The following is a 24,997-nucleotide window of genomic DNA, read 5'->3' as shown; positions in this document are numbered from 1 at the left end:
CCATGGACACCCTGATGATGGAACTGCTGACCCGCCTGGCCTGGACCAGCGTGCAGAGCGCGCTGCTGGTGGCGCTGGTCTGGGGCGTGTGCCGGCTGCTGCCGCGGCTGCCCGCCGCCACGCGCTGCCGCCTGTGGTGGCTGGTGGCCCTGCAGGCCGTGCTGGGTCTGGTCTGGAGCAGCCCGCTCGAACTGGCGGTACTGCCGGCCCCGGGCATCGACAACGCCACCCTGGTGGCCCAGCCGATGGTGCAGGCGCCGACGACGCTGGCGCCGATGGCAATCGATACCGTGACCGCCACGCCGACCGCTGCGTCGCTGTCCTGGCAGAGCGTGGTGTTCGCGCTGTGGGCGGCAGGCGTGTTGCTGATGGTGGTGCACAGCCTGCGTGCCTACCGGCAGAGCCGCGCGCTGGTACGCAATGCGGTGCCCTGCACCGACGCCGGCCTGCAGCAGGCGCTGCAGCTGGCCGCCGAAGCGCATGGGCTTGCCCGCGCGCCGCAGCTGAAATTGTCCGCGCAGATCCGTTCGCCGCAGCTGATCGGCCCGTGGAACCCGGTGCTGCTGCTGCCCGCGCGTGAACTGCCGGCGATGGCCGCCGATGACCTGGACATGGCGCTGACCCATGAGCTGGTCCACCTGCAGCGCCGCGACCTGTGGTTCGGGCTGCTGCCTGCGCTGGCGCAACACCTGCTGTTCTTCCACCCGCTGCTGCACGTGGCCGTGCGCGAATACGCGTTGGCTCGGGAAGAGGCGTGCGACAGCGCGGTGGTGGCCGGGCACGGGCATTGCCGCCACGACTACGGCCGCCTGCTGGTGCAGCTGGGCGTGGCGCCGCGACCGGCGGTGGGCGTGGCCAGTGCCTCGCCCAACTTCCGCAGCCTCAAGCGCCGCCTGCTCACCCTTCAACAGACCGGCAGTTTCCCGCGCGTGGCGTCGCTGGCAATCACCGCGCTGTTCGTGGTCATCGGCGTGGCGCCGATGCGGCTGGTGGCTGCCGTTCCGCCCCCGCCGCCAGCACCCCCGGTGCTGACCGCGCCCGCTGCACCTGCTGCCCCTGCGGTTCCGGCCGCACCGGCTGTGCCGGCGGCCGTCGCCGCGCCAGCGGCCCCGGCGGTGCCACGTCCGGTCACTGCACCGCGTGCACCGGCGCCCCCGGCCGCACCCGCACCGCCGCCGCACCCGGACAGTGTGAGCAGCAGCACCAGCACCAGTACCACCACCATCACCCACGGTCGTCTGGACCTCTCGCACCAGCCGCGCCAGGCCTTCGTGCTGATGGGCGGCGGCGACAACTTCGTCGATGCCTCGATGGCCGACCTCAAGCAGGCGCAGCGTGATGTGCAGGGTCGCGACCCGGCGTTGTGGGTGCGCGTCGGCAACGAGCGTTACCTCGTGCGTGATCCGGCGCTGCTGCAGTCGCTGTCCCAGGCCCAGCAGCAGGTGGCCAGGCTGGGCGAGCAGCAGGGCGCGCTGGGCGACCGCATGGGCGCACTGGGCGAGCAGCAGGGTGAGCTGGGCGAGCGCATTGCCGAGGTGGCGATGCGCGCCAGCCGCGATGCGATGGAGTCGATGGATGCAGCGGAAATGGCCAACAATGCCGCGCGTACCACGAAGGGCGATGCAGCGCTGGCCGAACGCGCCGCGCAGCGCGCCAAGGCGGACGCGGCGGCAGCGGTGGACCACCGCCGCATCGCCGAGATCGCCCGCCAGCAGGCCGAACTGGCCCGCCAGCAGTCAGGCCTGGCGCAGCAGCAGAGCATCGCCTCGGCCCAGATCGCCCGCGACGTGCGCAAGGCGTTCGACAAAGCGCTGGCCGACGGCACGGCTCAGCGCCTGCGCTGAACCAGCCGATCAACGCAACGCAGAGCCACCCCCTGGGTGGCTAGACGCGGCTCCACACCGTCCAACACACGTTGAACGGTGGAGGCGGGCTTAATTGCAGCCGATGCGCTCGATCTCGTTCTTGTCGTTGACGTTGATGGTCAACCGGTCTTCGCGGAAATCCATCGTGACCGCCATGCCCGGTTTCACCACGCGGACATGCTTGGCCCCGCTCTTGGCAACGGCCTGCTTGACCAGCGCTTCGTCAGCGCGTTTTCCATTGAACTGCTCAAGCACTTCTGGATTGCATTTCACGGTGCCGCCATCCGCAACCTGCGGAACCGGATCGACTACTTCCTTGGATTCTTCAGTGCTTTTCGGCGGTGTACTGCACGCGGTGAGAGGCAGTACGCAGCCGATCAACAACAGCAGGGGCAGGCGCATGGCGGACTCCAGGAAGGCGGGTGGACGCATAGCATGCACGCGTCGGGCTGCACCGCATGTCAACGGGAAGGTGGGATGAAGGCGGCGTGAGAATGCCGTCCGGCCGACGGCGCTAGGATCGCGGCTGCGGGGGTACCACTGACATACACCACGGCGCACCGCGCCGCTGGGTTGCAGGAGTACGCCATGACATTGGAACCGCACCTCACCCGTGAGCAGTTGGACTGCTTCATCGAGTACGCGACGAGCGTGCTGCGAAGACGTGAAGCCGGGCAGGACGTCAGCCCGGCACTGGAAGAATTCCTTGCAGCAGTCTATGCCAAGGGGTTCGTCGTTCCCTACGACTGGATGAGCGCCTACGCGCTTCACGCGCGTGACCTGGAGGACGCCGCGTTACTGCAGTCCATGGACCTGGACGCATTCCGCCGCGCCGCGATCACGCATCTGCGGATGGATCGCTTCAGCGAAGGTCACTTGAAGCATCTGCTCCAGACCGGGTATTTCGCCGCGATGGTGGAACGCGCCCGCCAGCTGCGCACCACGCTCAGGGGAACGCCATGAACTACATTGACACCCATTACGTAGACCACCCGGGTACCGATCCGCGAGTGCTGACGCTGTGCAGTGGCAGCATCGCTACCCTGCCGCAGGACCTCGACCTGCAGTTCCTTGCCATTTCCAGCGCACCGCATGACTACACACCCGCACAGAACCCCTTCATTGCCGAGCTGGAGACGCTTGGCATCTCCGTGGCCGCGCTGGAGGAGAACTACCGCCTGCGGGATTTCCGTCCCTCGTTGCCGTGCTGGGCATCCCAACGGCTTACGCAGTCCAACGCCCGCTTTGGCCACCTGCTGGTCTGGGAGCCGGACGTGGGCGATCTGGACAATACGTTGCGGGCCATCCCCGAGGCGTTCGTTGCCCTGCACCGGGTCGCCGGTCACCTGGGCGCAGGCACGGCCATGTTCCTTGCCTGGCCAGCGGACGGGAATGCAACGGCCGAAGATGTATTCCGCATGCAGTTCTTCGCGGCTGCCGCGCTGGCAGCCAGGGCCCAATGGAGCACGTTGTACCTGATGGTGCCGGACAGCCTCGCTGCGGAGGCGGCGACGTGGTTTTCATCGCTGAAGGCAGCGTACGACGATCCACCGGTACAGATTCCCGGGCATCTTTCGGCGCGCGCACGCGCCGAACTGCCGTTGCACCTGAGCGCAGTCCCGTCACGTCACCACGATGTTCCGCATGTCACCGAACGCCAGGCGGCCGCAATCCACGCGTACACGGCTGCGGTGTACATGCCCATCAATCGCGCGCTGCGCCAGGGCGACATGCGGCATCCGGACTTCATCGTCATGCAACCCATCATCGAAGCGATCGCCAGCGGACTGGCGCAGCTGGCACCGCATGATTTCGTTGAACCGGTAAGGAGAAAGGTGACCCCATTCGAGGGTATCGAAGAGCTGTACGCCGACGGCATCGTCACCCGGGAGCTTGCATTCACGAGCTCTACGACACGCAACCCGCCATACGATGGCGGTTGGATATTCTCCCTGCGCGGCATCCTGGGGCGCTATATCGCAGAGTTGTCCATCATTCCCGAAGAGACGGAGGTCCTGTTCGACAGCGGCATGGACCAGCTTGTGACGTCGGTGGAGCCGTCGGGCGACTATCACGTCTATCTCGACAGCCATCAGGTCATCCCAGGGGCGGCGGGGGTTGGTGAAACCCACCTGTAAAAGCGGATTCAGCCCTGCAGCGCGAGCGTCTCCCGCTCGCGCTGTTCTTCAGCCACCAACCGCAGCATCAGCAGCGACAGGGTGACCACGTCCTGGTGGTTGTGCTCGGCCACCCGGCGCAGGTTCACTGCGCTGCCGCCGCGCAGGTAGTTCAGCCATGCGGCCGGGGCTTCAGAACCGGGCAGGTCGTCTTCGCGCACGATCTGCAGCAGCTGGCGCTCGATGGTGGCCAGCCGGCAGTTCTCCCAGGTGCCACGGTAACGGCGGCGGGTGGGGAACAGCAGGTCCACGTGGTCCAGCGGGGTGATCGGACAGCGCTGGCGGGCCAGCCGGTAGCGGGTCTTCAGCAGCGGTGCGTCGTAGCAGCGGCCGTTGTAGCTGGAAAACACCGTGGTGGGCTGCAGCCAGCGCGCGAACTCGGCCAGCATCGCGGTCTCGGCGGCCATGGTGGTCATCAGCAGCTGGCGGATGCGCAGGCCGTCGCCGCGCGCGGCATCGCGGTGCCAGTCGGCCGCGCCGATCATGAAGGCACGGGTGCCGGTGCCGCCGGCCAGGCCGGTGGTTTCGGTATCGAAGAACATCAGGTCCTGCGGCTGCACCTGTTCGCCGTCGCGTTTGGCGAAGGCCAGCGACAGCGGCTGGGTGGGAATGGGCTGGGCCAGGAACGATTCGATCAGGAACAACCCGGGTGCGATTTCCTCGCCGGGCACATGGCGGTCCTGCGCATTCGCGCGCGGTCTTGCCGCCGCCGCACCGCGATCACGCAGCCCCAGCAGCCGGTGCAGGCCACCCACATCGGGCTTGCGCAGCGGTGGCGGTGCCGGCACGGGGGCGCTGGCACCGGTCGGCTTGTGGCGGATTTCCTGCTCCACCCAGGCGAACACCGAATCCGGCGCGGGCCGGCGCGCCTGCGCATCGTTGGCCGCCACCGGCGCTGCGGGTACAGGCGCGGCAGCGGGCTCGGCCGCCGCCGGGCGCGGCGTGGCATCGCCGGCCTGGCGCCGCAGCAGGCGCAGCTTGTCCAGGCTCAGGCTCAAAACGGTACTACCTCGGCATCGCTGCGCTCGCGTGTGGCGGCGTCGGGCAGCGCCTGTTCGTCAAACAGCGCCAGTACCTTCAACGCCAGCGCCTTGGGCGTGGTGGCATCGTCTTCCTGGCCGGCCAGCACCGGGCCCACGCAGGCCGGGCAACCGGCCTTGCAGTCGCAGCGCTGCACCAGTTCCTGCGCGCGTTGCAGCAGCTCGGCCTGGCGCAGCCACAGCGGCTCGCTCAAGCCCACGCCGCCGGGGAAGTTGTCGTACAGGTACACGGTGGGCACGAACTGCTGCTGCAGTTCGATGGCGCTGGCATCGAACTCGGCGCCACGCAGCTGGCCGCGACCGCTCTGGTCGGCAACTGCAAACCACGCGCCGTCGCCATTGCCCACCGCCTTCTGCAGGTCGCGCGCATCGGCCATCACCGCCACCGTGGCGACGATGTGCAGCGCGTAGGCCGCACCCAGGAAGCCATCCAGTGCTTCCTGTTTCGAATCGAACGCGGTCAGCAGCAGCCCCTGCGGCAGCTGCCACCACACCGCGGTGGTGTGCAGTTCCTGGTCGGGCAGGTTGACCGGCCCATAGCCGATGTTTTCGTGGGTGTAGTAGCGGATCTTCTTGTAGCCGGCCACGCGCCGCACCACGTGCACTTCGCCGTGGTGCGAATCGCCCTGGCCGGCCATGCAGCCGTCGAAGCGGTCCAGCACCTTGAGCTTGGTGAAGTCGATGCTGTCGGTGTAGTAGTCCACGTGGGTGCGGGTGACGTAGGCCTTGCGGCCTTCCCAGTCGAGACGTTCCACCTGGTACGGGGTGGACTGCACCATGTGGATGGCGCCTTCGTACAGGGTCAGCGCGGCGGCGGAGTAATCCACCTCGGCAATGATCTGCTGCTTGCCGTCGCTGCGGTCCACCACCACGAAGTTGCCGTCGGCCACCGAACGCAGGCTCACCGCGTTGGCCGGGTAGCTGTCGGCGATCCACTCCCAGCGGTCGCCTTCGCGGTGCACCACCTCGGTTTCGGCCAGCGCTTCGAGGAACACCAGCGGATCGATCGGCCCGAACGGGTCGCCGGCCAGGAACGGCAGCTCGAAGGCGGCGCAGCGGATGTGGTCGAACAGGATCAGCGGCTGGTCCGGGGCGGTGCGCGCGTGTTCGGGCGAGGCCTCGGCGAAGAAGTCCGGGTGCCGCACCACGTACTGGTCCAGCGGCTGGGAGCTGGCCACCAGCACGCCAAGGGCGGGCTGCTGGCGTCGGCCGGCGCGGCCAAAGCGCTGCCAGGTGGCGGCCACGCTGCCGGGATAGCCGTTGAGCACCACCACGTCCAGGCTGCCGATATCCACGCCCAGCTCCAGCGCCGAGGTGCTGACGATGCCGTCGATGCTGCCGGCGCGCATGGCGCGTTCGGTCTCGCGGCGCTCGGTGGGCAGGTAGCCGCCGCGATAGGCGCGGATGCGTGGGGGCTTGCGCGGGTCGTGGTCGAAGATGTCCTTGAGGTACTTGGTGAGCACTTCGACCATCAACCGGCTCTGCGCGAAGATCAGGGTCTTCAGCCCGGATTTGATCGCGATGCGGGCGATGCGGTTGCTCTGCGACCGCGCCGAGGCACGCAGGCCCAGGTCGGCATTGACCACCGGCGGGTTCCACAGCAGCACGTGCTTGGGCCCGGTCGGCGCGCCGGATTCGGTGATGGCGGTGACCGGTGCCTCGATCAGCGCTTCGGCATGCGCCTGCGGGTTGCCGATGGTGGCCGAGCACAGGATGAACTGCGGCGACACGCCGTAGAAGGCGCAGATCCGCTTGAGCCGGCGCAGCACGTTGGTGACATGGCTGCCGAATACGCCGCGGTAGGTGTGCACCTCATCGATCACCACATAGCGCAGGTTCTCGAAAAACTGCGCCCACTTGGTGTGATGCGGCAGGATGGCCTGGTGCAGCATGTCCGGGTTGGAGACCACGATGTCGCCGTGCAGGCGGATCGCCTGGCGCGCGTCACCGGGGGTGTCCCCGTCGAACGTGAACGCCTTGACCCCCAGGTCGCCGGCGCGGTTGAGCTCCAGCAGCTCGGCCACCTGGTCCTGGGCCAACGCCTTGGTTGGGAACAGGTACAGCGCCTTGGCCTTGCCCTGCATGGCGGCGCTGACCACCGGCAGGGTGTAGCACAGCGACTTGCCGCTGGCGGTGGGGGTGACGATGGCCACGTGCTCACCCCGCTGGGTGGCCTCCCATGCTTCGGCCTGGTGGCTGTACAGCTGCTCGATGCCCCGCGCCTTCAGCGCGGCGGTCAGCGCGGCCGGCACATCCGCCGGGATCGGCGCATAGCGGCCTTCGCGGCCCGGGATCGTGAAACTGCCGGTGATGCGGTCGGCGTAGCGCTGCTGCAGGCGCGCGGTGAGCAGCGCGCCGTTGCGCGAGGGCAGCCCGTCGGTGGTCGCGAGGCGGCGCTCGGCATCTTCGGTGCGCTTGGCGAGTTCGTAGGCCATGGGTACAACGGTCTGCAAAGGACGCCATGGAAGCACAATCGCGTCTCAGCGGTTGAGACATCGCCGGCAGGCCGGGTGAATGATTCAGCGCCTGCGCTGCGGTCGGGCACGGGCAACGAAATCTGAAGGCGGTCTTCGTATGCTGCGCGCTGGACGCTGCTGACAGGACGACACGTGGCACTACGCACAGGGATGGCAACAACGACAATGATCGCCGGACTGCTGCTGGCGAACGCGGCCCAGGCCCAGGAGGATCGCGGCGAACCCGCCGACAGCGCGGACGCCCGCGTCACCACGCTGGGCGAGGTGCGTGCGCTCAAGCCCGAAGACGACGTGCCAGTCGACCTGTACCGCTTCAAATCCCCGGTGCAGCCCGCACCCAACGCGTTCAACCGCGCCTGGCACGAACCCCCTTCGCTGCAGGAGGTGGGCATGCGCGGCGGCTATTTGATGATGGGCATCAACTACGGCATCGCAAAAACCGCCCAGGGGCTGCATACCCTGACTCGCGCCCCGGACCCGATCCAGTCCGCCATCGCGCGCCCGCCGCCGCAGCTGGACGCGGCCCAGCAGCGCCGCGCGATGAAATTCTGTGAGGTGGAGGCGGAGTGTGACCCCGCGTCGGCAAAATGAGCGGCTTCAGCCAGTTCATGAGCAATGGTTGTATTATTCCCAAGTAATGATTAATTGGGAGGCTGGCATGATGCAGACAGTACAACTCGCCACCGCGAGGGAACTTGCCGCTGCCGGCAGTGTTCACGACACCCTCTTGGTGGGTCAGGCTGGCGGATATGCCGTCACGTTCAAACTTGGGATCGGAGAACGTGCACTGGCCACCAAGGCTGGGGCCACCCGGCTGTTCGCTGGACTCGATGCCGCCGTACGCGTGCTTCGCAGAGAGCTCGGCATCAACCGGTACCACGTTGATGCAAGTGGCTATTCCGAACCCGAGGAACGGCGTCGGCGACCGGATCGGACTGCAGCGCTGAAGCAAAGCCATGAGGACGCGGCGTATGCCGAGTTTCTGCGCGAAGGTGCAGCAAAGGCGCTGGCTGACACCCGGCCGCCGCTTTCGAGCGCGGACGCAAAGGCGCACATGGACGACATCAAAGCCAGGCACCTGGCCCAGCTGGATGAAATGATGAGGCGGAAGGACCGGAAGAGGTGAGCGTCCTGTGGACACCTTCGGCACTGGAGGATCGCCAGCGACTTCTTGATGCGGCATTCGCCCGCGCGATGGACTACGAAGATCCTGCGATCTACCGCGCCTCGTTGGAAGCGGACGCGAACATGGAGCAGGAGGCTGATGCCCTGGACGGCGTGGCCACTTGGCGACAGGGACCTCTAAAGGGCACACGCCTCTACGTATGCAGAAGCACGCGCCATCTTCTTGTATACACGCGCGAAGGTAACGATGTGCGGATCATCTCGTTGGCGCCCGCTGCTTCTGACTGGAAGCGTTCAACCTGAGGCGGGCCGTCGACGCCGCTCGAGCCACCACATCATGCCGGCGACGGCGATGAAGGCGAGGAGCCACGGCCAGCGCGGGCCGGGGACGCTGTCGGGCGTTCCGCTCGAGGTGGCATTCGTTTCAGCCAGGCGATTCGCAGTGGCGGCGCGCAGCTGCTGGCGGTACAGCGGTTGCGCGGTGGCCGGGTCGAATACGTAGAACGCCTGCACGGTGTCGCCGTGCTGGAGCTGGTGCCACCCGGGCTGCTGCGGCCAGTAGCCGGCGCACTGCTGGCTGCCGCTGGCCGGATCGACCTGCAGGGCGACCGTATGGCCTTCGGCGTCGCGGACGCGGGTGCCGTTGGGTACCTCGCACAGGGTCACGCGCTCGCCCGACCAGGGCGTTGCTGTCTGCAGGCGGATGGCAGGCGCACCCGGCAGCGCGCGCGCGACCTTGGACAACACGCCCGACCACAGCTCGGCGTAGCGGTCGTCGCGGCCGGACAGGACCAGCCGGTAGCTGTCGGTAACCGGGAGCAGGGCGATGCGGCCGCGACCGACGCTGCGCCAGCCGCCCACGGCGTTGCCCTTGGCGTCGAGCAGCAACGCCTCTGAATCGGTCACCCCCGCGTCGAACCGCTCCAGCGCGGGCGGCGTGGCGCTATCTGATGCGGCGTCGGCTTCGTCCATCCACGCGGTGCTGTCGGTGGACGGGCGCTGCGGGCCGCGCCGTGCCCGTAGCAGCGCCGCTTCCGGATCGGCCGGCAGCTGCAGCGGTGCTGCGCGGGTGCCGGCGCTCACCGGCAGGCCCCAATTGCGCAGCGCCTGGCGGGTAGCGTCGTTGAGCGGGCCGCTGCTGCGCACCACCACGCCCAGCCCATCGCGCAGTGCCTGCTGCACCAGCGTGCGTTGCGCCGCACTCAGTGCCGCCAGACTGCGTTCGTCGAGCACCAGCACGTCGGTTGCGGCCAGACGTGCCGTGCTCAGGGCAACCGGCGCATCGCCCAGCATCACCCCGCCACCGGCGTTGGCCTGGGCCTGCACGGCCAGGCGGGTATCGCTGGCCCAGCGACGCAGGTACTTCAGTTCCGGGCCGGGTGCGCCGGCGAGGATCAGCACGCGCGGTGGGGCTGCGGCCACGGTCTGCTGCGGCACCGGAAGGCTGTCCACCGCGTGCTGCTTGGCGTCGAGCAGGCGCAGGGTGAATTCACTGCGCCCTGCGGCGCGCGCGCTGCCGTGCAGGCGCACATTGCCCTGCGCGTCCAGCGGTGCGCGGTCGACCACCATGCCAGCCGGGTCGAGCAGTTCGGCCCGCGCCCCGTCGACACCGCCGGCACGTGCGGCAACCTCGAACAGCGCGCCGGGTGCGGTGACCGACGGCGGCTGGAGATCCAGCCAACCGCGGGGCGCGGCAGGGGATTGCACCGTTACCCGCAGCGGCAACGCGGTATCGCGATCGCGCGCGGACAGTCCATCGCCGACCAGCAGCAGCGAGGTGCTGCCCGGATGCTGGCGCAACGCGGTGGCCAGATCGGGGGCACGTACGGCGCCTGCATTGGGCGTTGCCTCGGGCAGCGCGATCATATTTGCACCGGCGGGCACGGTGCCTGCCGATGCGGCATTGCCGGTCAGTACGGTGAGCTGGCCGGCTTCCACGCTGCGCTGTGGTGGTACGAGGGTGAAGTAGAGCAGGAGGGCGGACAGTGCCTGCAACGCGAGCAATGCGGCGGGTCCGGGTGAAGGCAGCCATGCGCGGCGTGGCTCCACGCGGAGGATGCGTACGCTGCCTGCGATGGTGATCAGGGCCAGGGCGATGGCGATCCATGGGGCCATGCTCATCGCGTGCCCTCCAGTGCGTCCAGGTAGCGCTGCGCCATCGGGTCCGGTGCGCTGCGGCGTTCCAACTGCGGCAATGGTCGCTGCAACGCGCGCCACAGTTGTGCGCGCAATGTGGTGCGGCAGGATGCACAGTCTGGTGCGAGGCGCAGTTCTTCGACTGCCGCCGCAAGACTGAGGGGGTCGGTCAGTCGCGATTGATGGCGGCCCAGCCACTGGCTCAGCGCGTCGAGGTCCGGTGGGCTGCGGGTGTCGGCCAACTGCTGCCAGACCGCCACGATGGCGGGATCGGGTGCGTCCACGGGGGTAATGGTGGAGGAGCGGCTGCCGAGATCGGTGCGGTCGCCGGTCATGCGGCGACTTTCGTCGATGGGCGGCAGCTCGGGCCCGACCCGGGCCAGATAGATGCGCTCGGCCTGCTGCACCTGCTTGATGAAGGCCAGTGCCTTGTTGGCGAACGGCAGTGCGCGCTCGGGGTGGCCCTGGCGCAGTTCACCTTCCGACGACCACATCTGGTCCAGTGCGGCCTTCAGGATCGCGCGGGTCTGCGGATCGAGCAGGGTGGCGGCTTCGGCATGGTCGTGGGTGTGGCCGTACTCGGAGAGCACGTCGGTGGCGGCGCCGAATGTCGGCGCGCCGTCGGCCTTGGCCGGGGCATGGTCGTGGTCGTCATGACCCGTCTGGGCAGTGGCAGTCTCGTGATCGTGCTCGTCAGCATGACCGTCGGCAGGCACGTCGCTGGTGGGCAGGCTGTCACTGGTCGGCGGCGGCTTGGCGCCCCCTTCGCTTTCCTCACCCAGGAACTGCCCATAGCGCAGGCGCAGAATGCGCTGGTCCACACCGATCGCATCGGAGCGCTTCACGAATTCGTCGGCCGGCAGCTGGCGGCGCAGTTTGATCAGTGCTTCGGCGTCGATGATGATCTGGCGCTGGCTGCGGAAGTAGGCTGGCAGGGTTTTCTTGACCATGCCCTCCATATCCGTGCCCAGTACCTGTTCTTCGCTGGGCAGGCGCAGGATCAGGCTGGTGCTTTGCGCGGTCTGCGCGGTAGGCGTGCGGTTGTCGCGCACCTGCAGCTGCGCGATCACATCGTTGCCGGGTCCGGCGCCGAGTGCAGCCAGGTCCAGCGTGCGCGCGAAGCGGCGCTGGGTGGCCGGGCCGGTGCCGGCCAGCGCGATGCGCTGCTCACGGAAGGTGATGTTCTCCCCGCTGCCCTGGGCCAGGGTCAGGTGCAGTTCGGCGCTTGCCGCCACACCGAAGTCATCGCTGGCCTCGAACTGCAGGGTCCATTGGCGCTGGCCGGGCGTGGCCAGGACCAGGGTGCGGTCCGGTGCGATCACGCGGACACTCGGCGGGCGGTCGGGCACCACATCCAGGCGATACAGCTTGGGTGCGGTCAGCGCCGGCTCGGTGACGATGCGGTACAGCGTGGGCCTGGCCGCCTTCCACTGCGCCACCCACGCCTCACCATCGCGGCGCAGCGCGATGCGGGTGCCGTCGTGCAGCTGCAATGCGGCCTGCGTGGGCTGTGCGCTGAAACGCAGCGACCAGTCCAGTGCACTGCCCTGCACTACCTTGGCGTCCAGTGCGGTCTGGGTGCGCAGGGCCTGGCCGGTGTAGGCCGGTGCCTGGATCTGCAGCCGGGAGGACTGCAGGCTGGGCGGTTGGGCCGGGCTGGCGGGAGGCGGGGCACGGCCGGGAAGGCCCGGCACCGGTGCGCCCGGTACAGGCCAGCCTGCGGCGAGCACGGCCACCAGCATTCCGCCACACCACGACACGGCCAGCCAGCGCTTCGGCCAGGCGGCGCGCAGGTCCGGCGGCGCGGCCTGCAGCGCGGCGGTGATGCGCGCCTGCTGGCGTTGCTGCAGGGGATTGAGTGCGGCGGTATCGGCGAACAGCAGATCGGCGCTGTCCTGCGCGATGGCATGCGTGTCCAGCTGGCGCACCAGCCAGTGCCGGTCCAGTCGTCGCGCGCGCCAGGTGGCGGCACCCGCGACGACCAGCAGGGTTGCCAGCAGCACGATGGAGCCGATGTTGATGCCCGCTACGCGCGCGGCGATGGCGGTAAGGGCCAGCGCCAGCGGCACCAGCAGCAATGCGGTGATCCACCACCGCCGGCGCCGCGCGCGCTGCCATGCCTGGTGAACGCGTTTCATGCGCTTGCCCCACGTCGCGGTGCGGTGGCCATCCAACGCTCCAGGGCGAACAGCAGCACGATCACCGCCAGCAGCCAGGCCGCCAGTTCACGCGGCTGTGCCAGCGGCGGGCTGGCACCGGTCAGCGGCGCCTGCACGGCAGCCGGCGCCAGTTGCGGCGACGGCAGCGGCCGCAACTGCTCCAGCAGGCGGCGCGGGAACGAAGGTTCGCGCACGATCGGAAGTGCATCGGGTGACAGCGCGGCTGTAAAACGCAGCACCTGTCCGCGACCGAGCGCATGGCGCATGACCGCTGCCTTGCCGCTGGCATCCTGCAGCACCGTCGTACCGGTACCGGTGGCCGCTTTGGTCGACACAGCCAACACGCTGCCGCCATCGTGCACCCAGGCCTGCCAAGCGGGCGGCAGTGGCGCATCGACCAGCCACACGCCGACCTGACCTTGTTCCGGCACGGCATCGGTGGCGAGCGGCGCCGACAGCGGCTGCCCGCTCCACGCGCGCTGCAGGGCATCGAGCACGCCCCGTTCGGACGGATCCTGGTCGTCGCCGCTGACGCGCAGCTGCGGCGCGGTGTCCTGCACGGGTGCGGCCACCGGCATCGCCACCGGCCGCCAGTTCACCGCACGCGACAACCGTGGCCGCTCGCCGTCGAGCCCGCGCATCGGATCGGGGACGTACACCGTTAATGCCGTTCCCTCAGGCAGGGTTTGATCCAGCTCACGCAGCAGGCTGGAAACCGGCTGCTGGCCGGCCGGCGCCGCGTCCCGCAGCGGCGGGAACCCGGGCGCCAGCCAGCGACCCTCGCTGCCTGCGGGCAGCGTCGGCGGGCTCAGTCCCGGCGCCACCACCACCCATGGCGACGTCTGCACCGGCGCGCCGTGCAGCAGCGGCCGGGCCAGCAGTACGGCCAGCGCGGCAAGCAGCAACAGGCGCACCAGCAGCAGCGGCCATTCGTCGACGCGGATCCGCTGGCGCGGGCGGGCCTTCGCGCGCAGCCAGCGCAGCGCGGCGAACTCCAGCGGCGCGTACTGGTGGCGGCGCGCCAGATGGATCAGCAACGGCACCAGCAGTGACGCCAACGCCAGCAGGCCCAGCGGGAACAGCAGCGACAGGCTCATCGCGCGCTCCCCGCCAGCAGCCGCAGCGGCGCGTCCAGCGGCTGGTCGGTATGGGTCACCACATGGGCAACGCCGCCGCGCTGCAACCGTGCCTGCAGCACGCGCTGCGCCTCGGCGAAGCGGGCCAGGTACGCGTCGCGGATCGCGCGGCCATCACCCAGCAGCTCTTCACCCGTTTCCGGATCGCGAAAGCGGTGGCCGTCCTGGAACGGGAAATCACGCTCGTCGGCGGTCAGGATCTGCAGTTGCACCACATCGCGGCGGGCGGCGGCCAACCGCTCCAGCAGCACGGTGCCGGCGTCGTCGAAGCCATCCCCCAGCGCCACCAGCATGTCGTTGGCCTGTACGCGTTCCCAGACCGGGCGCAGTGCGTCCGCAGCGGGCCATGCGCCACGCGCACGCAGGCGGTGCAGCAGCAGGTGGATGCGGTCGCGCTGGCGCGCACCACTACCGGCTGGCACCAGCTGCACGCCGTCGCCGTTGATGGCGACCAGGCCGAAGCGGTCCCCCTGCTGCAGCGCCAGTTCCACGATGCAGGCCGCGGTGGCGCAGGCATGGTCCAGCCGCGACAGCGCGGGGCGTGCACGGTCGGCCTGCCCGGCCGATGCCGTGGCATCGACGAGGATCCAGATCGTGACCGGACTTTCGCGCTCGGACTCGCGCACGAAGAAGCGGTCCGAGCGGGCGTACAGCTTCCAGTCGATCTGGCGGAGTTCGTCACCGGGCTCGTAGGCACGGTACTGCGCGAATTCCAAACCAGCGCCACGGCTGCGGCTGGCATGCTGGCCGATGCCCTGCGCGCCAATCGCACGCCGCGGCAACAGCCGCAGCGCCTTCAGGCGGCTGCGGACATCGGCGGGGATGGCGATTGGGGCGTGCGGGCTCACGGAAGGCTCAGGCGGGGAAGGGCACGGCCTGCAGCAGCGCGGCGATCACATCGTCGGCGCCCTTCTGCTCGGCTTCGGCGGCGAACGAGAGCAGCAGGCGGTGGCGCATCACCGGCGCGATCAACGCCTGCACGTCGTCGCGGGTGGCCGCGAAACGCCCCTGCAGCAACGCGCGGGCCTTGGCCGCCAGCACCAGCGACTGCCCGGCACGTGGGCCGGCGCCCCACTTGATCCAATGGTTTACCGCATCCGGCGCACCGGCACCCGGACGGCTGGCACGCACCAGGCGGGTGATCCAGCCCAGGACGTCATCGCTCACATGCACCTGCCGTACCGCCGCCTGCAGGGCCAGCACATCCTCGGCGTGCATCACCTTGGGAACGGTGCCACTGCTGCTGCCGGTGGTCTGCACCAGGATGTCGCGCTCTTCCTGCTCGGTGGGGTAGTCCACCCGCACGTGCAGCAGGAACCGGTCAAGCTGGGCTTCCGGCAGCGGGTAGGTGCCGGCCTGCTCGATCGGGTTCTGCGTGGCCAGCACGAAGAACGGCGCCGGCAACGGGTAGGTGGTGCCGGCGTAGCTGACGGTGCGTTCCTGCATGGCTTCCAGCAGCGCCGCCTGGGTCTTGGGCGGGGTGCGGTTGAGCTCGTCGGCCAGCAGCAGGTGGGTGAAGATCGGGCCCTGCTGGAAACGGAAATGGCGGTGGCCGGTGCCGTGGTCTTCTTCCAGCAGCTCGGTGCCCAGGATGTCGCTGGGCATCAGGTCCGGGGTGAACTGCACGCGCCGGAACTGCAGCTCCAGCGCCTGCCCGAGCGAACGTACCAGCAGGGTCTTGCCCAGCCCTGGCGCGCCTTCCAGCAGCACATGGCCACCGGCCAGCAGGCCGATCAGCAGCTGCTCCACCACCTCATGCTGGCCGACCACGGCCGTACCCAGCGCATCGCGCAGGGGCTGCAGCTTGGAGAGAAGGGCGTCAATGGGGCTATCGTTTTGCATGGCACGCTCGCAGCAATGAATGTAGAGCCACGCCCTGCGTGGCTGAAGAAATCAGCGAAACCTAGTTGTTCAACGCATACATCACGATGTTCACCCCGAACCGGGTGTTGTCCTCGGCCAGGAAGCGCTTGTTGCGCCAGTCATAATCCCACTCGCAGCCATAGTCTTTATTGCTGTAAAGCACGCCCAGCCGGCCATCGACCTCGATGCCCTTGAGGTAATCGTGCACGAGATCATCGCCCCAGCCATTAAGCTCGAAGCCGGTGGCCGGTGGCCCGTCCGGGAACCTGAAGAAGCTGCGATACAGCGCATGCGTGTTGGGCAGCCTCTTTAGCGCGGCCGGCCCGAACAGCTTGGCCATCTGCGCTTCGAACGATTTGGCGAACAATCCATCGATATCGTGGTTGCAGTCATCCACGAACACGAAGCCGCCGTTGCGCACATAGCGCACGAAGTTCTGCCGCTCGGCCGCATTGAACTCCACCAGCTTGTGCCCGGCCAGGTAGCAGAACGGGGCTTCCAGCATGCGCGGGTCGGACAGCGCGACCACATGTTCGGTGGGGTCCACCCGCAGCGTGGTGTAGTCGATCAGCGAGGTGATCAGGTTGGACGGCATGCGCGCGTCCACGTCCCAGTCGCCGGAGTCGTATTTGAGCCGGGTGAACCAGAAGTCGTAACGCCCGGCCTGCGCGCGGGCGAACGAGGGCAGGGCCGCCAGGGCGGCCCCGCCAAGCATCAACCGCAGGAACTGCGCGCGGTTCATTGCCGCACGCGCGCCATCAGACCGCGTCGGACAGCGAGGTGAAGGTGAAATCGCGCAGCTTCATCGGCGGGATCATCATCACGAAGCTGGATTCGTCACCGGCCACGCGTACCGGCTTGCCCAGCTCTTCAATGTTGTTGAGCATGATCACCGGCGATTCGTTGAAGCGGAAGTTCTTCACCGGGTACTTGATCTGGCCGTTTTCGATATAGAAGGTGCCGTCGCGGGTCAGGCCAGTGAGCAGCACGGTCTGCGGATCGACCATGCGGATGTACCAGGTACGGGTGACCAGGATGCCCTTCTGGGTGCCGCGGACCAGCTCGGCAGTGCTCTTGTCGCCGCCGCTCATCAGCAGGTTGCCCGGGGTGGCGTTGGCGGTCTTGCCCTGCTTCTGCGCCCAGAAGCGCGAGTAATCCAGGTTGGCGACCTTGCCGTTCTCGATGATGGCCAGCTTGTTGCGCGGCAGGCCCTGCTGGTCCCACGGCAGCACCGGTGCCTCGGGGTGCCACGGGTCGGCGTACATGTTCACGCGCGGGTCGTAGACCTGCTCGCCCAGCTTGTTGCCGCCACCCTTCTTGGACAGGAAGCTGCGGCCTTCATCGGCCGAGCGCGCATCGAAGAAGTTCATCATGAAGCTGATCAGGCCGGCAGCGGCCGCCGGTTCCAGGATCACGGTGTACTTGCCCGGCTCCAGCGCCTTGGCTTCGGACGATTCGGTGGCCTTGCGCATGGCGATGCGCACGTCCTGGTCGGCCTTGAAGTCGGCGGCGTCCTTCAGGTTGCGGCCCACCCAGCCCGAGCCGCGCCCGTCTTCGGTGCGCACCGTGCAGGTGTAGTCGAAGTTGGTGGTGCGCTGGTAGCCGAAGTTGCCGTTGCTGTTGGCGGTGGCCTGGAAACCCTGGCCATCTTCCAGGAAGCCGGCGGCGATCAGGCCGTTGCCACGGCAGGGCGCGATCGAATCGGCGGCGACCTTGGCGCGGAACGCCGGGTCGATGGCGGCGGTGGATTCGCTGAAGGTCGGGCTGGCGGTGTAAGTCTGCTTGCCGATGGCCGGCAGGAACTCCGGGTTTTCCGGGGCCAGGCGGGCCAGGTCCTCGGCACGGCGGACCACGCGCTCCAGCGCGGCGTCGTCGAACTCGTTGATCGAGGCGGTACCAACGCGCTTGCCGAAGGCCACGGTGACGGCCAGTTCGGTGTTGTCGACGATGCCGCTGGTGGAGACGTTGTTGAGCGCGAAACGGATGTTGCCGTTGATCGAGCCGGCCAGCACCGCGGTGGTCTCATCGGCCTTGGACAGCGCGATGACCTTGTCGAGGATGGCCTTGGCCTGGGCTTCGGTGAAGATACTCATGGAATAAGGGCTCCTGACCGGTCAGCCGAGGCTGCGCGCGGTGTTGATGACGTTGATGCCGTTGAAGCGCGCGGTGGACGAACCGTGCGAGACCGCCGAAACCTGGCCCGGCTGGCCCTTGCCGTCGAAGAACGAACCGCCCAGGCGGTAATCGCGTTCGTCGGCCACGGCGCTGCAGGCGTTCCAGAACTCCGGGGTGCGGATCTGGTAGGCCACGTCTTCGAGCATGCGGGTGATCTGGCCGTTCTTGATTTCATAGAACAGCTGGCCGCCGAACTGGGCGTTGTAGCGCTGCTGGTCGATGGAGAACGAACCGTCGCCGATGATGTAGATGCCGTTCTCGACGTCCTTGACCAGGTCGCTCACGCTCAGCGGGGTCTTGCCCGGCGCCATCGACACGTTGGCCATGCGCTGGAACTGCACGCTGGACCAGGAATCGGCATAGCAGCAGCCGTCCGATTCGGTCTTGCCCAGGATGTGGGCCTGGTCGCGGATGGTCTGGTAATCGACCAGCTTGCCGTTGCTGATCAGGTCCCAGCGCTTGGTCTTGACGCCTTCATCGTCGTAGGCGACCGCGCCCAGGCTGCCCGGCTGGGTCTTGTCGGCGAAGATGTTGACCAGGTCGCTGCCGTACTGGAAGTGCTGCTCGCGCTTGTCCAGGGTGGCGAAGCTGGTGCCGGCGTAGTTGGCCTCGTAGCCCAGCACGCGGTCCAGTTCCAGCGGGTGGCCGACCGATTCGTGGATGGTCAGCCAGGTGTGCGAGGGGTCAAGTACCAGGTCGTACTTGCCCGGCTTGACCGACGGCGCCTTCAGCTTCTCCTGCGCCTGCTTGGCCGCCGCGATGGCGTCTTCCTTCATGTCGTACGACGAGCCGTAGTTGACCACGCCGTTCGGCGTGAGCACCTTGCCGCTCGCGGCGCCATCGAGGTATTCGTAGCCCATGCCCATCGGCGCGGACAGCCCTTCGCGGGTGCGGAACTTGCCACTGGCCTTGTCGATGGCGGTGACCGTCATCGGCGCCCAGATGCGGTGCACGTCCTGGTCGATGTAGGAGCCATCGGTGGACGCGAAGTACTTCTGCTCGTTGACCAGGAACAGCATCGAATTGACGAAGCTGGCGCCGGCACCCATCGCGGCGGCGTTGACGTCCAGCAGCAGGTCGACCTTCTCCTTGATCGGCACTTCCATCGCGTTCTTGCGGATCGGCGTCTTCCAGCTCACCTCGCCCACACCCGGCGCAGCGGCCAGCTGCACCTTGGCGGTCTGCACGCCGGCATTGGCCTTGGCGATGGCCACCGCCTGCTGGGCGGCACGCGCCACGTCGGTGGGATTGAGCTGGTTGGTGGCGGCAAAGCCCCAGGCACCATTGACGATCACGCGGATGCCCACACCGGTGGACTCGGTGTTCACCACGTTCTGCACCTTGTCTTCGCGGGTGATCACGAACTGGCGCAGGTAGCGGCCGATACGCACATCGGAGTAGGTGGCGCCGCCCTGGCGGGCGGCGGCCAGCGCGGCGTCGGCCAAGCGCTTCTTCAGCGCCGGGTCCAGGGTGCTGTGCAGCTGCTCGGCGGCAATCACCTTGCCGAAGAACGCCGGCACGATCAGGCCGCCAGCAGTAAGCCCGGTCAGGGCAAGGAAGTCACGTCTTTGCAAGGCAGCTCTCCACGTCGGTGTGGGGGTGGCAGGAACAAGGCGGGATCAGCGGTACAGCGGTGCATCGATTCTTGCGGGCGCGGCGGTCCAACGGTAGTGACGTTTGGCACGGTGGCCGGGCGGCTCAGCCCAGGCTGCGTGCGGTGTTGATGATGTTGATGCCGTCGAAACGCGTGGTCGCCGAGCCATGCGACACCGCCGAGACCTGGCCGGGCTGGCCCTTGCCATCGAAGAACGAACCGCCGAAGCGGAAATCGCGCTCGTCGCAGATCGCGCTGCAGGCGTTCCAGAACTCCGGCGTGCGGATCTGGTAAGCGGCGTCTTCGACCATGCCGGCGATCTGCCCGTTCTTGATCTGGAAGTACAGCTGCCCGCCGAACTGCGCGTTGAAGCGTTGCTGGTCGATGGAATACGAGCCGCGGCCGTGGATGTAGATGCCGTTCTCCACGTCCTTGATCATGTCGGCCACGCTCAGCGGGGTCTTGCCCGGTGCCAGCGACACGTTGGCCATGCGCTGGAACTGCACGCTGGACCAGGAATCGGCGTAGCTGCAGCCGTGCGATTCGGTTTCGCCCAGCAGGTGCACTTCATCGCGGGTGGCCTGGTAGTTGACGAGGATGCCGTCCTTGACCAGGTCCCAGCGCTTGGTCTTGACCCCTTCGTCGTCGTAGCCCACCGCACCCAGGCTGCCCGGGGCGGTCTTGTCGGCAAAGAAGTTGACCCGCTCGCTGCCCCAGCGGTAGCCGGCGTCGCGCTTGTCCAGCGTGGCGAAGCTGGTGCCGGCGTAGTTGGCCTCGTAGCCGAGCACGCGGTCCAGTTCCAGCGGGTGGCCGACGTTCTCGTGGATGGTCAGGAACAGGTTGGACGGGTCCAGTACCAGGTCGTACTTGCCCGGCTTGACCGACGGTGCCTTGAGCTTCTCGCGGGCGTGGCGGGCGGCGGCGATGGCATCCTCCACCGGATCGTACGAGTCACGGTAGGCGGTGATCCCGCCGGGCAGCTGGATCTTGCCGCTGGCGTCGCCATCCAGGAATTCATAGCCCATGCCCATCGGCGAAGACAGCCCGGCGCGGGTACGGAACTTGCCGGTGCCCTTGTCGATGGCGGTGGCGGTGAACGGCAGCCAGATGCGGTGCACGTCCTGGTCGATGAACGAGCCATCGCTGGAGGCGAAGTACTTCTGCTCGTTGACCAGGAACAGGGTGGAGTTGATGAAGTCGGCGCCGGCGTTGGTCGCGGCCGCATTCAGGCTCAGCAGCAGGTCGACCTTCTCCTTGATCGGCACCGCCATGGCGTTCTTGCGGATCGGCGTCTTCCAGCTCACATCGCCCACCCCCTTGACCGGCGCCAGCTGTACCGGGCGGGTCTGGATGGTGGCGTTGGCACGGGCGATGGCGGCGGCCTGCTCCACCGTGGCCAGGATCGCGGCCGGGGTCTGCTGGTGGGTGGCGGCGAAGCCCCACGCCCCATTGACGATGACCCGGATGCCAATTCCGGAGGACTCGCTGTTGGTGACGTTCTGCACCCGCGCCTCGCGGGTGATCACCGCCTGGTTGAGGTAGCGGCCGATGCGGACGTCGCAGTAGCTGGCCCCGGCCCGTTTGGCGGCAGCCAGTGCGGCCTCGGCGAGCGCCTTGTTGCGGACCGCGTTGGCCGGCTCGAGCAGCTGCTCGGCGGCGATCAGGCGGGCGTGCGGCACCATCAGGCCCGCCAGGCCCATGCCAGACAGCGTCAAAAACTCACGGCGTTGCACAGCGTTCGATTCCCCGGGAACGATCAGCCTTCGACTGTCGTTTGCGACCCGGTGCTGGCACAAGTGACTGCGGTCATGGTTGGATGTGCGCTGATCCGACATTTCCGAACGTCATGAGCCAACAACGCTGGTCCGAGGCCTGCGAGCGCAACCGCGACCCGATCCTGGCGGTACTGCGCCGCCTGCTGCAGGACCGCCAGCGCGTGCTGGAGATCGGCAGCGGCACCGGCCAGCATGCCGAATACTTCGCCGCCCAGCTGCCGCACCTGCAGTGGCAGGCCAGCGACCATCCGGACTACCTGCCGGGTATCGCCGAGCGCCTGGCCGCGGCGGGGCTGCCCAACGCACCGGCGCCGTGGCCGCTGCAGGCGGTACTTGCGCCGGTGCCGGGCCTGGCCCCACTGCCGGCGTCCCCGCTGGGCTTCGATGCGGTGTTCAGCGCCAACACCCTGCACATCATGAGCTGGCCGCACGTGCAGGCACTCTTCGCCGGGCTGCCGGCGGTGATGGCCGACGATGCGCTGCTGTGCGTGTATGGCCCATTCAATTACAACGGCAACTACAGCAGCGACAGCAACCGACAGTTCGATGGGTGGCTGAAGGCGCGGGACCCGGAATCGGGCATCCGGGATGCCGAGGCGGTGGATGCGCTGGCCGCAGCGCAGGGCTTGCGGCTGGTTGACGATGTGGCGATGCCGGCCAACAACCGGCTGCGTGTCTGGCGGCGGTGAGTCGCGCGGCCCGCCACCTGGACACGCATGGCGTGTCCTTACGATAGTTACCGTGCAAACCCGCCCAGCGCCGGCTCTGGCGCCTGCTGTGGGGCGGCGTGCTGCAACTGGAACGCCTGCTGCTGCTCGATCTCGCGGGCGGCAGCCTCCACTTTCTGGTCCGACACCGCTACCGGCGTCTCCTTGGCCAGTTCGATATCAAACGGCACCCGCTGCTGGTCATGCGGTCCGCTGCCATGCTGGACAAGGAAGGCGTAGCCCTTCGATCCGAACACAACCTCATCGACGCGGGAGATCTCGCTCCCCTGCAGCGGGCCGTCGTTGCTGCCGGGATACAGCGCCTGGCGCGTCTCCCGGTTGTCCATCGCGCAGGCCAGCGCCGAGCGGCAGAACTGTTCGCGTTCCAGCCCGTTAGCGAAGCTGACCTCCCCCTTGTCCTCGGCGGCCTGCACGCCTTCCCGGATGCGGGCCAGCGTGGGATTGTCCACGTGACCGGGGGCGTCCGGCGCCTTCCGCTGATCGCGCTGCGCGGCCAGCTCCACCAGGGCCTGCAGCTGCGCCTGTTCCGCCGGATCGGGCTGGATGGAGCGGTGCTCGAACCGCGCCGCCAGCGCCTGGTCAATCGGCTCGGAGTCGTTGCACGGATCGACGATCTTGCAGTTGGCCAGTGCATCACGCAGATTGCGCTCGCCGTCGCGGTCGATCTTCAAGCCATACAGCGCGGTCGCGCCGCCGGCCTGGTACAGCGTCATCGTATCCAGGTCCATCGGCACGGCGCGCTTCTCGAACAGTGGCTGGTCGCGCAACGTGTTCAGATAGTCGATGGCGGCGTTGCCGGTCAGGATCTCCAGGCCAGCATCACGGTTCCCGCCGCCCACGTTGGAATGGCCACCTGGCGCGGCGACGTTGATCGCACGCCCATCCGGCGTCATCCCGGGATCGTTGATGGCCTGGTGCGGAAACAGCTCGCGCTGCTCATGGGCGGCCATGATCGCCACGCGCGAGATCACGCTCGGTGGAAGGCGCGCGTCGAAGTTGGCGGGCATGTTGGTCGCCACTGGATCCAGCAGCAGGGTGGCCTGTGCGGCTTGGCCTGGCGGCACCAGCGGTGGTAACCGGCTGATGACGCTGATGTTGCCGTTCCTGTCATGGCCAAACCCAAGGCCTTCTTCAGGAACGATGCCGTACTCATCAATCAACCGGAGCAGGCCGGCCGTCTGCACCGCGCCACGGCTGTAGCCGATGCCGACAACGCGGATTTCGGCTTGAGGATCATTGTTGACCCAGGCACTTGCCTGAATTGCCAAGTCGCGATACGCGTCCTTGATTCCATCTTCCCAAGTGTATGCAAGCATACCGTCCCATGTACGTGCCATCGTCCTCGACTGGGTTCCGATGCCTCTTGAGTAGTGTGCACCTATGCGGCTGTCTGGCTCGTCCGCTTTAGCCAGCGCTTGCTCATACAGCGTTCCGACAGTGGTAGCTGGGCCAAGCCTCGGGTTGTTCAGGTCTTGACCCGTTCCATCCAGGAACGCGAAGAACAAGTACTCATTTGCAGTGGCATTGCGCTGGAGAACAGGGACTGAAAGCTGTTGCAACTGCTGCCGGACATCCTGCTGCATCCGGAAGTCATCTGCGGTCGCAGGACGACTACCTGCGCTGGAATTAACTTTGCCCACGGCAACACTCCATTTGCTCAATAGGTATACGTCTTTACCAATACAAGATCGCGGCGCGAGGTGCTGTATCGATTGCCGGGCGTCTGAAGGTGCTTCGTTGGCACTGACGCCACCATGTAAACGCGAATCACGCGATCGTTCACCTCCAGGAGGATTGACGGCGGGCTTTCGTTCTTTCCATTAGGAAGATCAGCGGCTTCCTCACGAGGTACGAAATGGCGCATCAGTTGATCCTTGAAGATTTCCCCGATATCAATCTCGGCCTCGTGCAAGGTGCCATCCTTCGAACGCCAGATCACCTTGGCGGCAGACGGAAAGTTGGGAACCGCGCCGTAGCTGCCGTTCCAACCCTTGAGGTAATCTGGGCCATAGGACGCTGATGACCTCGTAGGCTTATCCCCGCCAAATTTGAAGTTGTCGTAGATCACATGGCATTCAAGCGTGTCGTAGCAGCGCGGGCCGAAGCTATGCTTCTCAAAGCGCAACGGCCATTCCACCGGCTTGTAGTTCATCTTCGCCGAGATGGCAGGATCGCCCTCGGACACCAGCTCACCGCTGGTCACGACCGGAGGGTCGGGGTAGGTATAGCGTGCACCTTGCATTGGCTTGCTCTCCTGAATCTCCGTGGGCTGGGACGTTGCCGCCCCGGGCGTTGCACAAGCAGCCAGCGCGAGGCTTGCGACAGCGGCGACCTGCAGGGGCATCTTCGGCATGTCAGCTTCCTTGTCTTTGCGCCCTTAGGGCATCGGTGTTTCCCGCAACAGGGCGTGCGGCTTGCGCTTGTGCAGCGTCGGCGGGTCACCTGGCAGGCGTGATGCAAGTGTAGCCTCAGTGTGGGCCGTGACAGGAGCGGCATTGCGTCGCCGTGGTGCAACGTGGAATGAGTGGCACACTTTCGGTGTGCCGGACCCGTGCGACACAGCGGCGGCGGACGGTAGAGCGGACCGTTGGTCCGCTGCCTTTCGCGGGATGCCGGAAGCTGCGAATGCGGGCGACAGCGCGCTTCGCGCGCAGCGGACCAACGGTCCGCTCTACCCTGGGGGTGCGCGTGCGTTCCGGGTGTCAGGGCGGTGCGTTCGAAAACGCATCGCCCTGATACGCAGGGTC

21 protein-coding genes are annotated in these 24,997 nt (G+C 67.5%); 7 read left to right on the top strand and 14 right to left on the bottom strand.

The genetic code is table 11. The features are described 5' to 3' along the window. The first annotated feature begins 2 nt into the window (after positions 1 to 2). A complete protein-coding gene (locus QE395_RS18135) occupies positions 3 to 1,844 on the top strand; it encodes a M56 family metallopeptidase (RefSeq protein ID WP_306990241.1) in 1,842 nt (613 codons plus the stop codon). A gap of 90 nt (positions 1,845 to 1,934) precedes the next feature. On the opposite strand, the gene QE395_RS18130 is transcribed toward QE395_RS18135, so the two are convergent. Continuing rightward, positions 1,935 to 2,267, bottom strand: a complete 333-nt coding sequence (locus tag QE395_RS18130) for an I78 family peptidase inhibitor (RefSeq protein ID WP_093535563.1) — start codon at positions 2,265 to 2,267, stop codon at positions 1,935 to 1,937. 186 nt (positions 2,268 to 2,453) lie between these two features. On the opposite strand from QE395_RS18130, the gene QE395_RS18125 reads away from it, so the two are divergent. Together QE395_RS18125 and QE395_RS18120 are read left to right on the top strand one after the other, a co-directional pair. Beyond that, the gene (locus QE395_RS18125) at positions 2,454 to 2,828 is read left to right on the top strand and encodes a DUF6508 domain-containing protein (protein WP_141236169.1); all 375 of its coding nucleotides are present in this window, start codon (positions 2,454 to 2,456) and stop codon (positions 2,826 to 2,828) included. Next, positions 2,825 to 4,003, top strand: coding sequence for an ADP-ribosyltransferase domain-containing protein (locus QE395_RS18120; protein WP_093535323.1), 1,179 nt, complete (start codon positions 2,825 to 2,827; stop codon positions 4,001 to 4,003). The genes QE395_RS18125 and QE395_RS18120 overlap by 4 nt, the downstream gene beginning before the upstream one ends. Before the next feature lie 8 nt (positions 4,004 to 4,011). On the opposite strand, the gene QE395_RS18115 is transcribed toward QE395_RS18120, so the two are convergent. Next, complete coding sequence (locus tag QE395_RS18115; protein ID WP_306990238.1) at positions 4,012 to 5,040, bottom strand: ribonuclease H-like domain-containing protein; 1,029 nt, start codon at positions 5,038 to 5,040, stop codon at positions 4,012 to 4,014. Continuing rightward, complete coding sequence (locus QE395_RS18110) at positions 5,037 to 7,517, bottom strand: DEAD/DEAH box helicase (protein ID WP_306990236.1); 2,481 nt, start codon at positions 7,515 to 7,517, stop codon at positions 5,037 to 5,039. The genes QE395_RS18115 and QE395_RS18110 overlap by 4 nt, the downstream gene beginning before the upstream one ends. A 207-nt stretch (positions 7,518 to 7,724) precedes the next feature. On the opposite strand from QE395_RS18110, the gene QE395_RS18105 reads away from it, so the two are divergent. The 3 genes from QE395_RS18105 (at position 7,725) to QE395_RS18095 (ending at position 8,987) form a co-directional block, all read left to right on the top strand. Next, on the top strand, positions 7,725 to 8,150 hold the full coding sequence (locus tag QE395_RS18105; RefSeq protein ID WP_249833424.1) for a hypothetical protein: 426 nt from the start codon (positions 7,725 to 7,727) through the stop codon (positions 8,148 to 8,150). 67 nt (positions 8,151 to 8,217) lie between these two features. Then, the gene (locus QE395_RS18100; protein ID WP_068848187.1) at positions 8,218 to 8,685 is read left to right on the top strand and encodes a hypothetical protein; all 468 of its coding nucleotides are present in this window, start codon (positions 8,218 to 8,220) and stop codon (positions 8,683 to 8,685) included. Next, positions 8,682 to 8,987, top strand: a complete 306-nt coding sequence (locus tag QE395_RS18095; protein WP_068848189.1) for a type II toxin-antitoxin system RelE/ParE family toxin — start codon at positions 8,682 to 8,684, stop codon at positions 8,985 to 8,987. Before QE395_RS18100 ends, QE395_RS18095 begins: the two co-directional genes overlap by 4 nt. Here QE395_RS18095 and QE395_RS18090 read toward each other — a convergent pair. From QE395_RS18090 to QE395_RS18050, 9 genes are all read right to left on the bottom strand, one after another. Then, the gene (locus QE395_RS18090; RefSeq protein WP_306990232.1) at positions 8,979 to 10,805 is read right to left on the bottom strand and encodes a hypothetical protein; all 1,827 of its coding nucleotides are present in this window, start codon (positions 10,803 to 10,805) and stop codon (positions 8,979 to 8,981) included. The two genes, QE395_RS18095 and QE395_RS18090, sit on opposite strands and share 9 nt — an antisense overlap. Beyond that, a complete protein-coding gene (locus QE395_RS18085) occupies positions 10,802 to 12,958 on the bottom strand; it encodes a hypothetical protein (RefSeq protein WP_095362636.1) in 2,157 nt (718 codons plus the stop codon). Before QE395_RS18085 ends, QE395_RS18090 begins: the two co-directional genes overlap by 4 nt. Further along, positions 12,955 to 14,076, bottom strand: a complete 1,122-nt coding sequence (locus QE395_RS18080; protein ID WP_306990229.1) for a BatA domain-containing protein — start codon at positions 14,074 to 14,076, stop codon at positions 12,955 to 12,957. The genes QE395_RS18085 and QE395_RS18080 overlap by 4 nt, the downstream gene beginning before the upstream one ends. After that, the gene (locus QE395_RS18075) at positions 14,073 to 14,963 is read right to left on the bottom strand and encodes a DUF58 domain-containing protein (RefSeq protein WP_068848195.1); all 891 of its coding nucleotides are present in this window, start codon (positions 14,961 to 14,963) and stop codon (positions 14,073 to 14,075) included. Before QE395_RS18075 ends, QE395_RS18080 begins: the two co-directional genes overlap by 4 nt. Before the next feature lie 7 nt (positions 14,964 to 14,970). Then, positions 14,971 to 15,957 (bottom strand): MoxR family ATPase, encoded by a 987-nt coding sequence (locus tag QE395_RS18070; RefSeq protein WP_068848196.1) that lies wholly within the window; start codon positions 15,955 to 15,957, stop codon positions 14,971 to 14,973. Between the two features lie 61 nt (positions 15,958 to 16,018). Further along, on the bottom strand, positions 16,019 to 16,720 hold the full coding sequence (locus tag QE395_RS18065) for a DUF4159 domain-containing protein (protein ID WP_210132958.1): 702 nt from the start codon (positions 16,718 to 16,720) through the stop codon (positions 16,019 to 16,021). Between the two features lie 16 nt (positions 16,721 to 16,736). Further along, positions 16,737 to 18,071 (bottom strand): TldD/PmbA family protein, encoded by a 1,335-nt coding sequence (locus QE395_RS18060; protein ID WP_068848200.1) that lies wholly within the window; start codon positions 18,069 to 18,071, stop codon positions 16,737 to 16,739. Positions 18,072 to 18,092: 21 nt separating this feature from the next. Next, complete coding sequence (locus QE395_RS18055; RefSeq protein WP_068848202.1) at positions 18,093 to 19,727, bottom strand: TldD/PmbA family protein; 1,635 nt, start codon at positions 19,725 to 19,727, stop codon at positions 18,093 to 18,095. A 124-nt stretch (positions 19,728 to 19,851) separates the two neighbouring features. Beyond that, positions 19,852 to 21,480: a TldD/PmbA family protein gene (locus tag QE395_RS18050; RefSeq protein WP_306990224.1), complete on the bottom strand. Its 1,629-nt coding sequence runs from the start codon at positions 21,478 to 21,480 to the stop codon at positions 19,852 to 19,854. Positions 21,481 to 21,593: 113 nt separating this feature from the next. Here QE395_RS18050 and QE395_RS18045 point away from each other — a divergent pair, with 113 nt between their 5' ends. After that, positions 21,594 to 22,211 carry a DUF938 domain-containing protein gene (locus QE395_RS18045; protein ID WP_306990222.1) on the top strand — a complete coding sequence of 206 codons (618 nt, stop codon included), beginning with the start codon at positions 21,594 to 21,596 and terminating at the stop codon, positions 22,209 to 22,211. Between the two features lie 47 nt (positions 22,212 to 22,258). Here the strand turns inward: QE395_RS18045 and QE395_RS18040 are convergent, their stop codons facing one another. Beyond that, on the bottom strand, positions 22,259 to 23,833 hold the full coding sequence (locus QE395_RS18040; protein ID WP_306990221.1) for a DUF2235 domain-containing protein: 1,575 nt from the start codon (positions 23,831 to 23,833) through the stop codon (positions 22,259 to 22,261). Between the two features lie 74 nt (positions 23,834 to 23,907). Continuing rightward, positions 23,908 to 24,603, bottom strand: a complete 696-nt coding sequence (locus tag QE395_RS18035; RefSeq protein ID WP_306990219.1) for a hypothetical protein — start codon at positions 24,601 to 24,603, stop codon at positions 23,908 to 23,910. Positions 24,604 to 24,997: the final 394 nt, after the last annotated feature.

The organism is Stenotrophomonas sp. SORGH_AS_0282, from assembly GCF_030818125.1.
Classification (GTDB): domain Bacteria; phylum Pseudomonadota; class Gammaproteobacteria; order Xanthomonadales; family Xanthomonadaceae; genus Stenotrophomonas; species Stenotrophomonas rhizophila_A.
Note: the sequence above shows the minus strand (reverse complement) of the source record. Positions and strands in the feature narration are given on the sequence as shown.

Bases quoted from the DNA above. Each gene is read 5' to 3' on its own strand.
- QE395_RS18070 (WP_068848196.1), bottom strand. From the start codon at position 15,957: ATGCAAAACGATAGCCCCATTGACGCCCTTCTCTCCAAGCTGCAGCCC.
- QE395_RS18085 (WP_095362636.1), bottom strand. From the start codon at position 12,958: ATGAAACGCGTTCACCAGGCATGGCAGCGCGCGCGGCGCCGGCGGTGG.
- QE395_RS18090 (WP_306990232.1), bottom strand. From the start codon at position 10,805: ATGAGCATGGCCCCATGGATCGCCATCGCCCTGGCCCTGATCACCATC.
- QE395_RS18065 (WP_210132958.1), bottom strand. From the start codon at position 16,720: ATGAACCGCGCGCAGTTCCTGCGGTTGATGCTTGGCGGGGCCGCCCTG.
- QE395_RS18060 (WP_068848200.1), bottom strand. From the start codon at position 18,071: ATGAGTATCTTCACCGAAGCCCAGGCCAAGGCCATCCTCGACAAGGTC.
- QE395_RS18105 (WP_249833424.1), top strand. From the start codon at position 7,725: ATGATCGCCGGACTGCTGCTGGCGAACGCGGCCCAGGCCCAGGAGGAT.
- QE395_RS18110 (WP_306990236.1), bottom strand. From the start codon at position 7,517: ATGGCCTACGAACTCGCCAAGCGCACCGAAGATGCCGAGCGCCGCCTC.
- QE395_RS18035 (WP_306990219.1), bottom strand. From the start codon at position 24,603: ATGCCGAAGATGCCCCTGCAGGTCGCCGCTGTCGCAAGCCTCGCGCTG.
- QE395_RS18080 (WP_306990229.1), bottom strand. From the start codon at position 14,076: ATGAGCCTGTCGCTGCTGTTCCCGCTGGGCCTGCTGGCGTTGGCGTCA.
- QE395_RS18040 (WP_306990221.1), bottom strand. From the start codon at position 23,833: ATGCAGCAGGATGTCCGGCAGCAGTTGCAACAGCTTTCAGTCCCTGTT.
- QE395_RS18125 (WP_141236169.1), top strand. From the start codon at position 2,454: ATGACATTGGAACCGCACCTCACCCGTGAGCAGTTGGACTGCTTCATC.
- QE395_RS18045 (WP_306990222.1), top strand. From the start codon at position 21,594: ATGAGCCAACAACGCTGGTCCGAGGCCTGCGAGCGCAACCGCGACCCG.
- QE395_RS18135 (WP_306990241.1), top strand. From the start codon at position 3: ATGGACACCCTGATGATGGAACTGCTGACCCGCCTGGCCTGGACCAGC.
- QE395_RS18120 (WP_093535323.1), top strand. From the start codon at position 2,825: ATGAACTACATTGACACCCATTACGTAGACCACCCGGGTACCGATCCG.
- QE395_RS18100 (WP_068848187.1), top strand. From the start codon at position 8,218: ATGATGCAGACAGTACAACTCGCCACCGCGAGGGAACTTGCCGCTGCC.
- QE395_RS18130 (WP_093535563.1), bottom strand. From the start codon at position 2,267: ATGCGCCTGCCCCTGCTGTTGTTGATCGGCTGCGTACTGCCTCTCACC.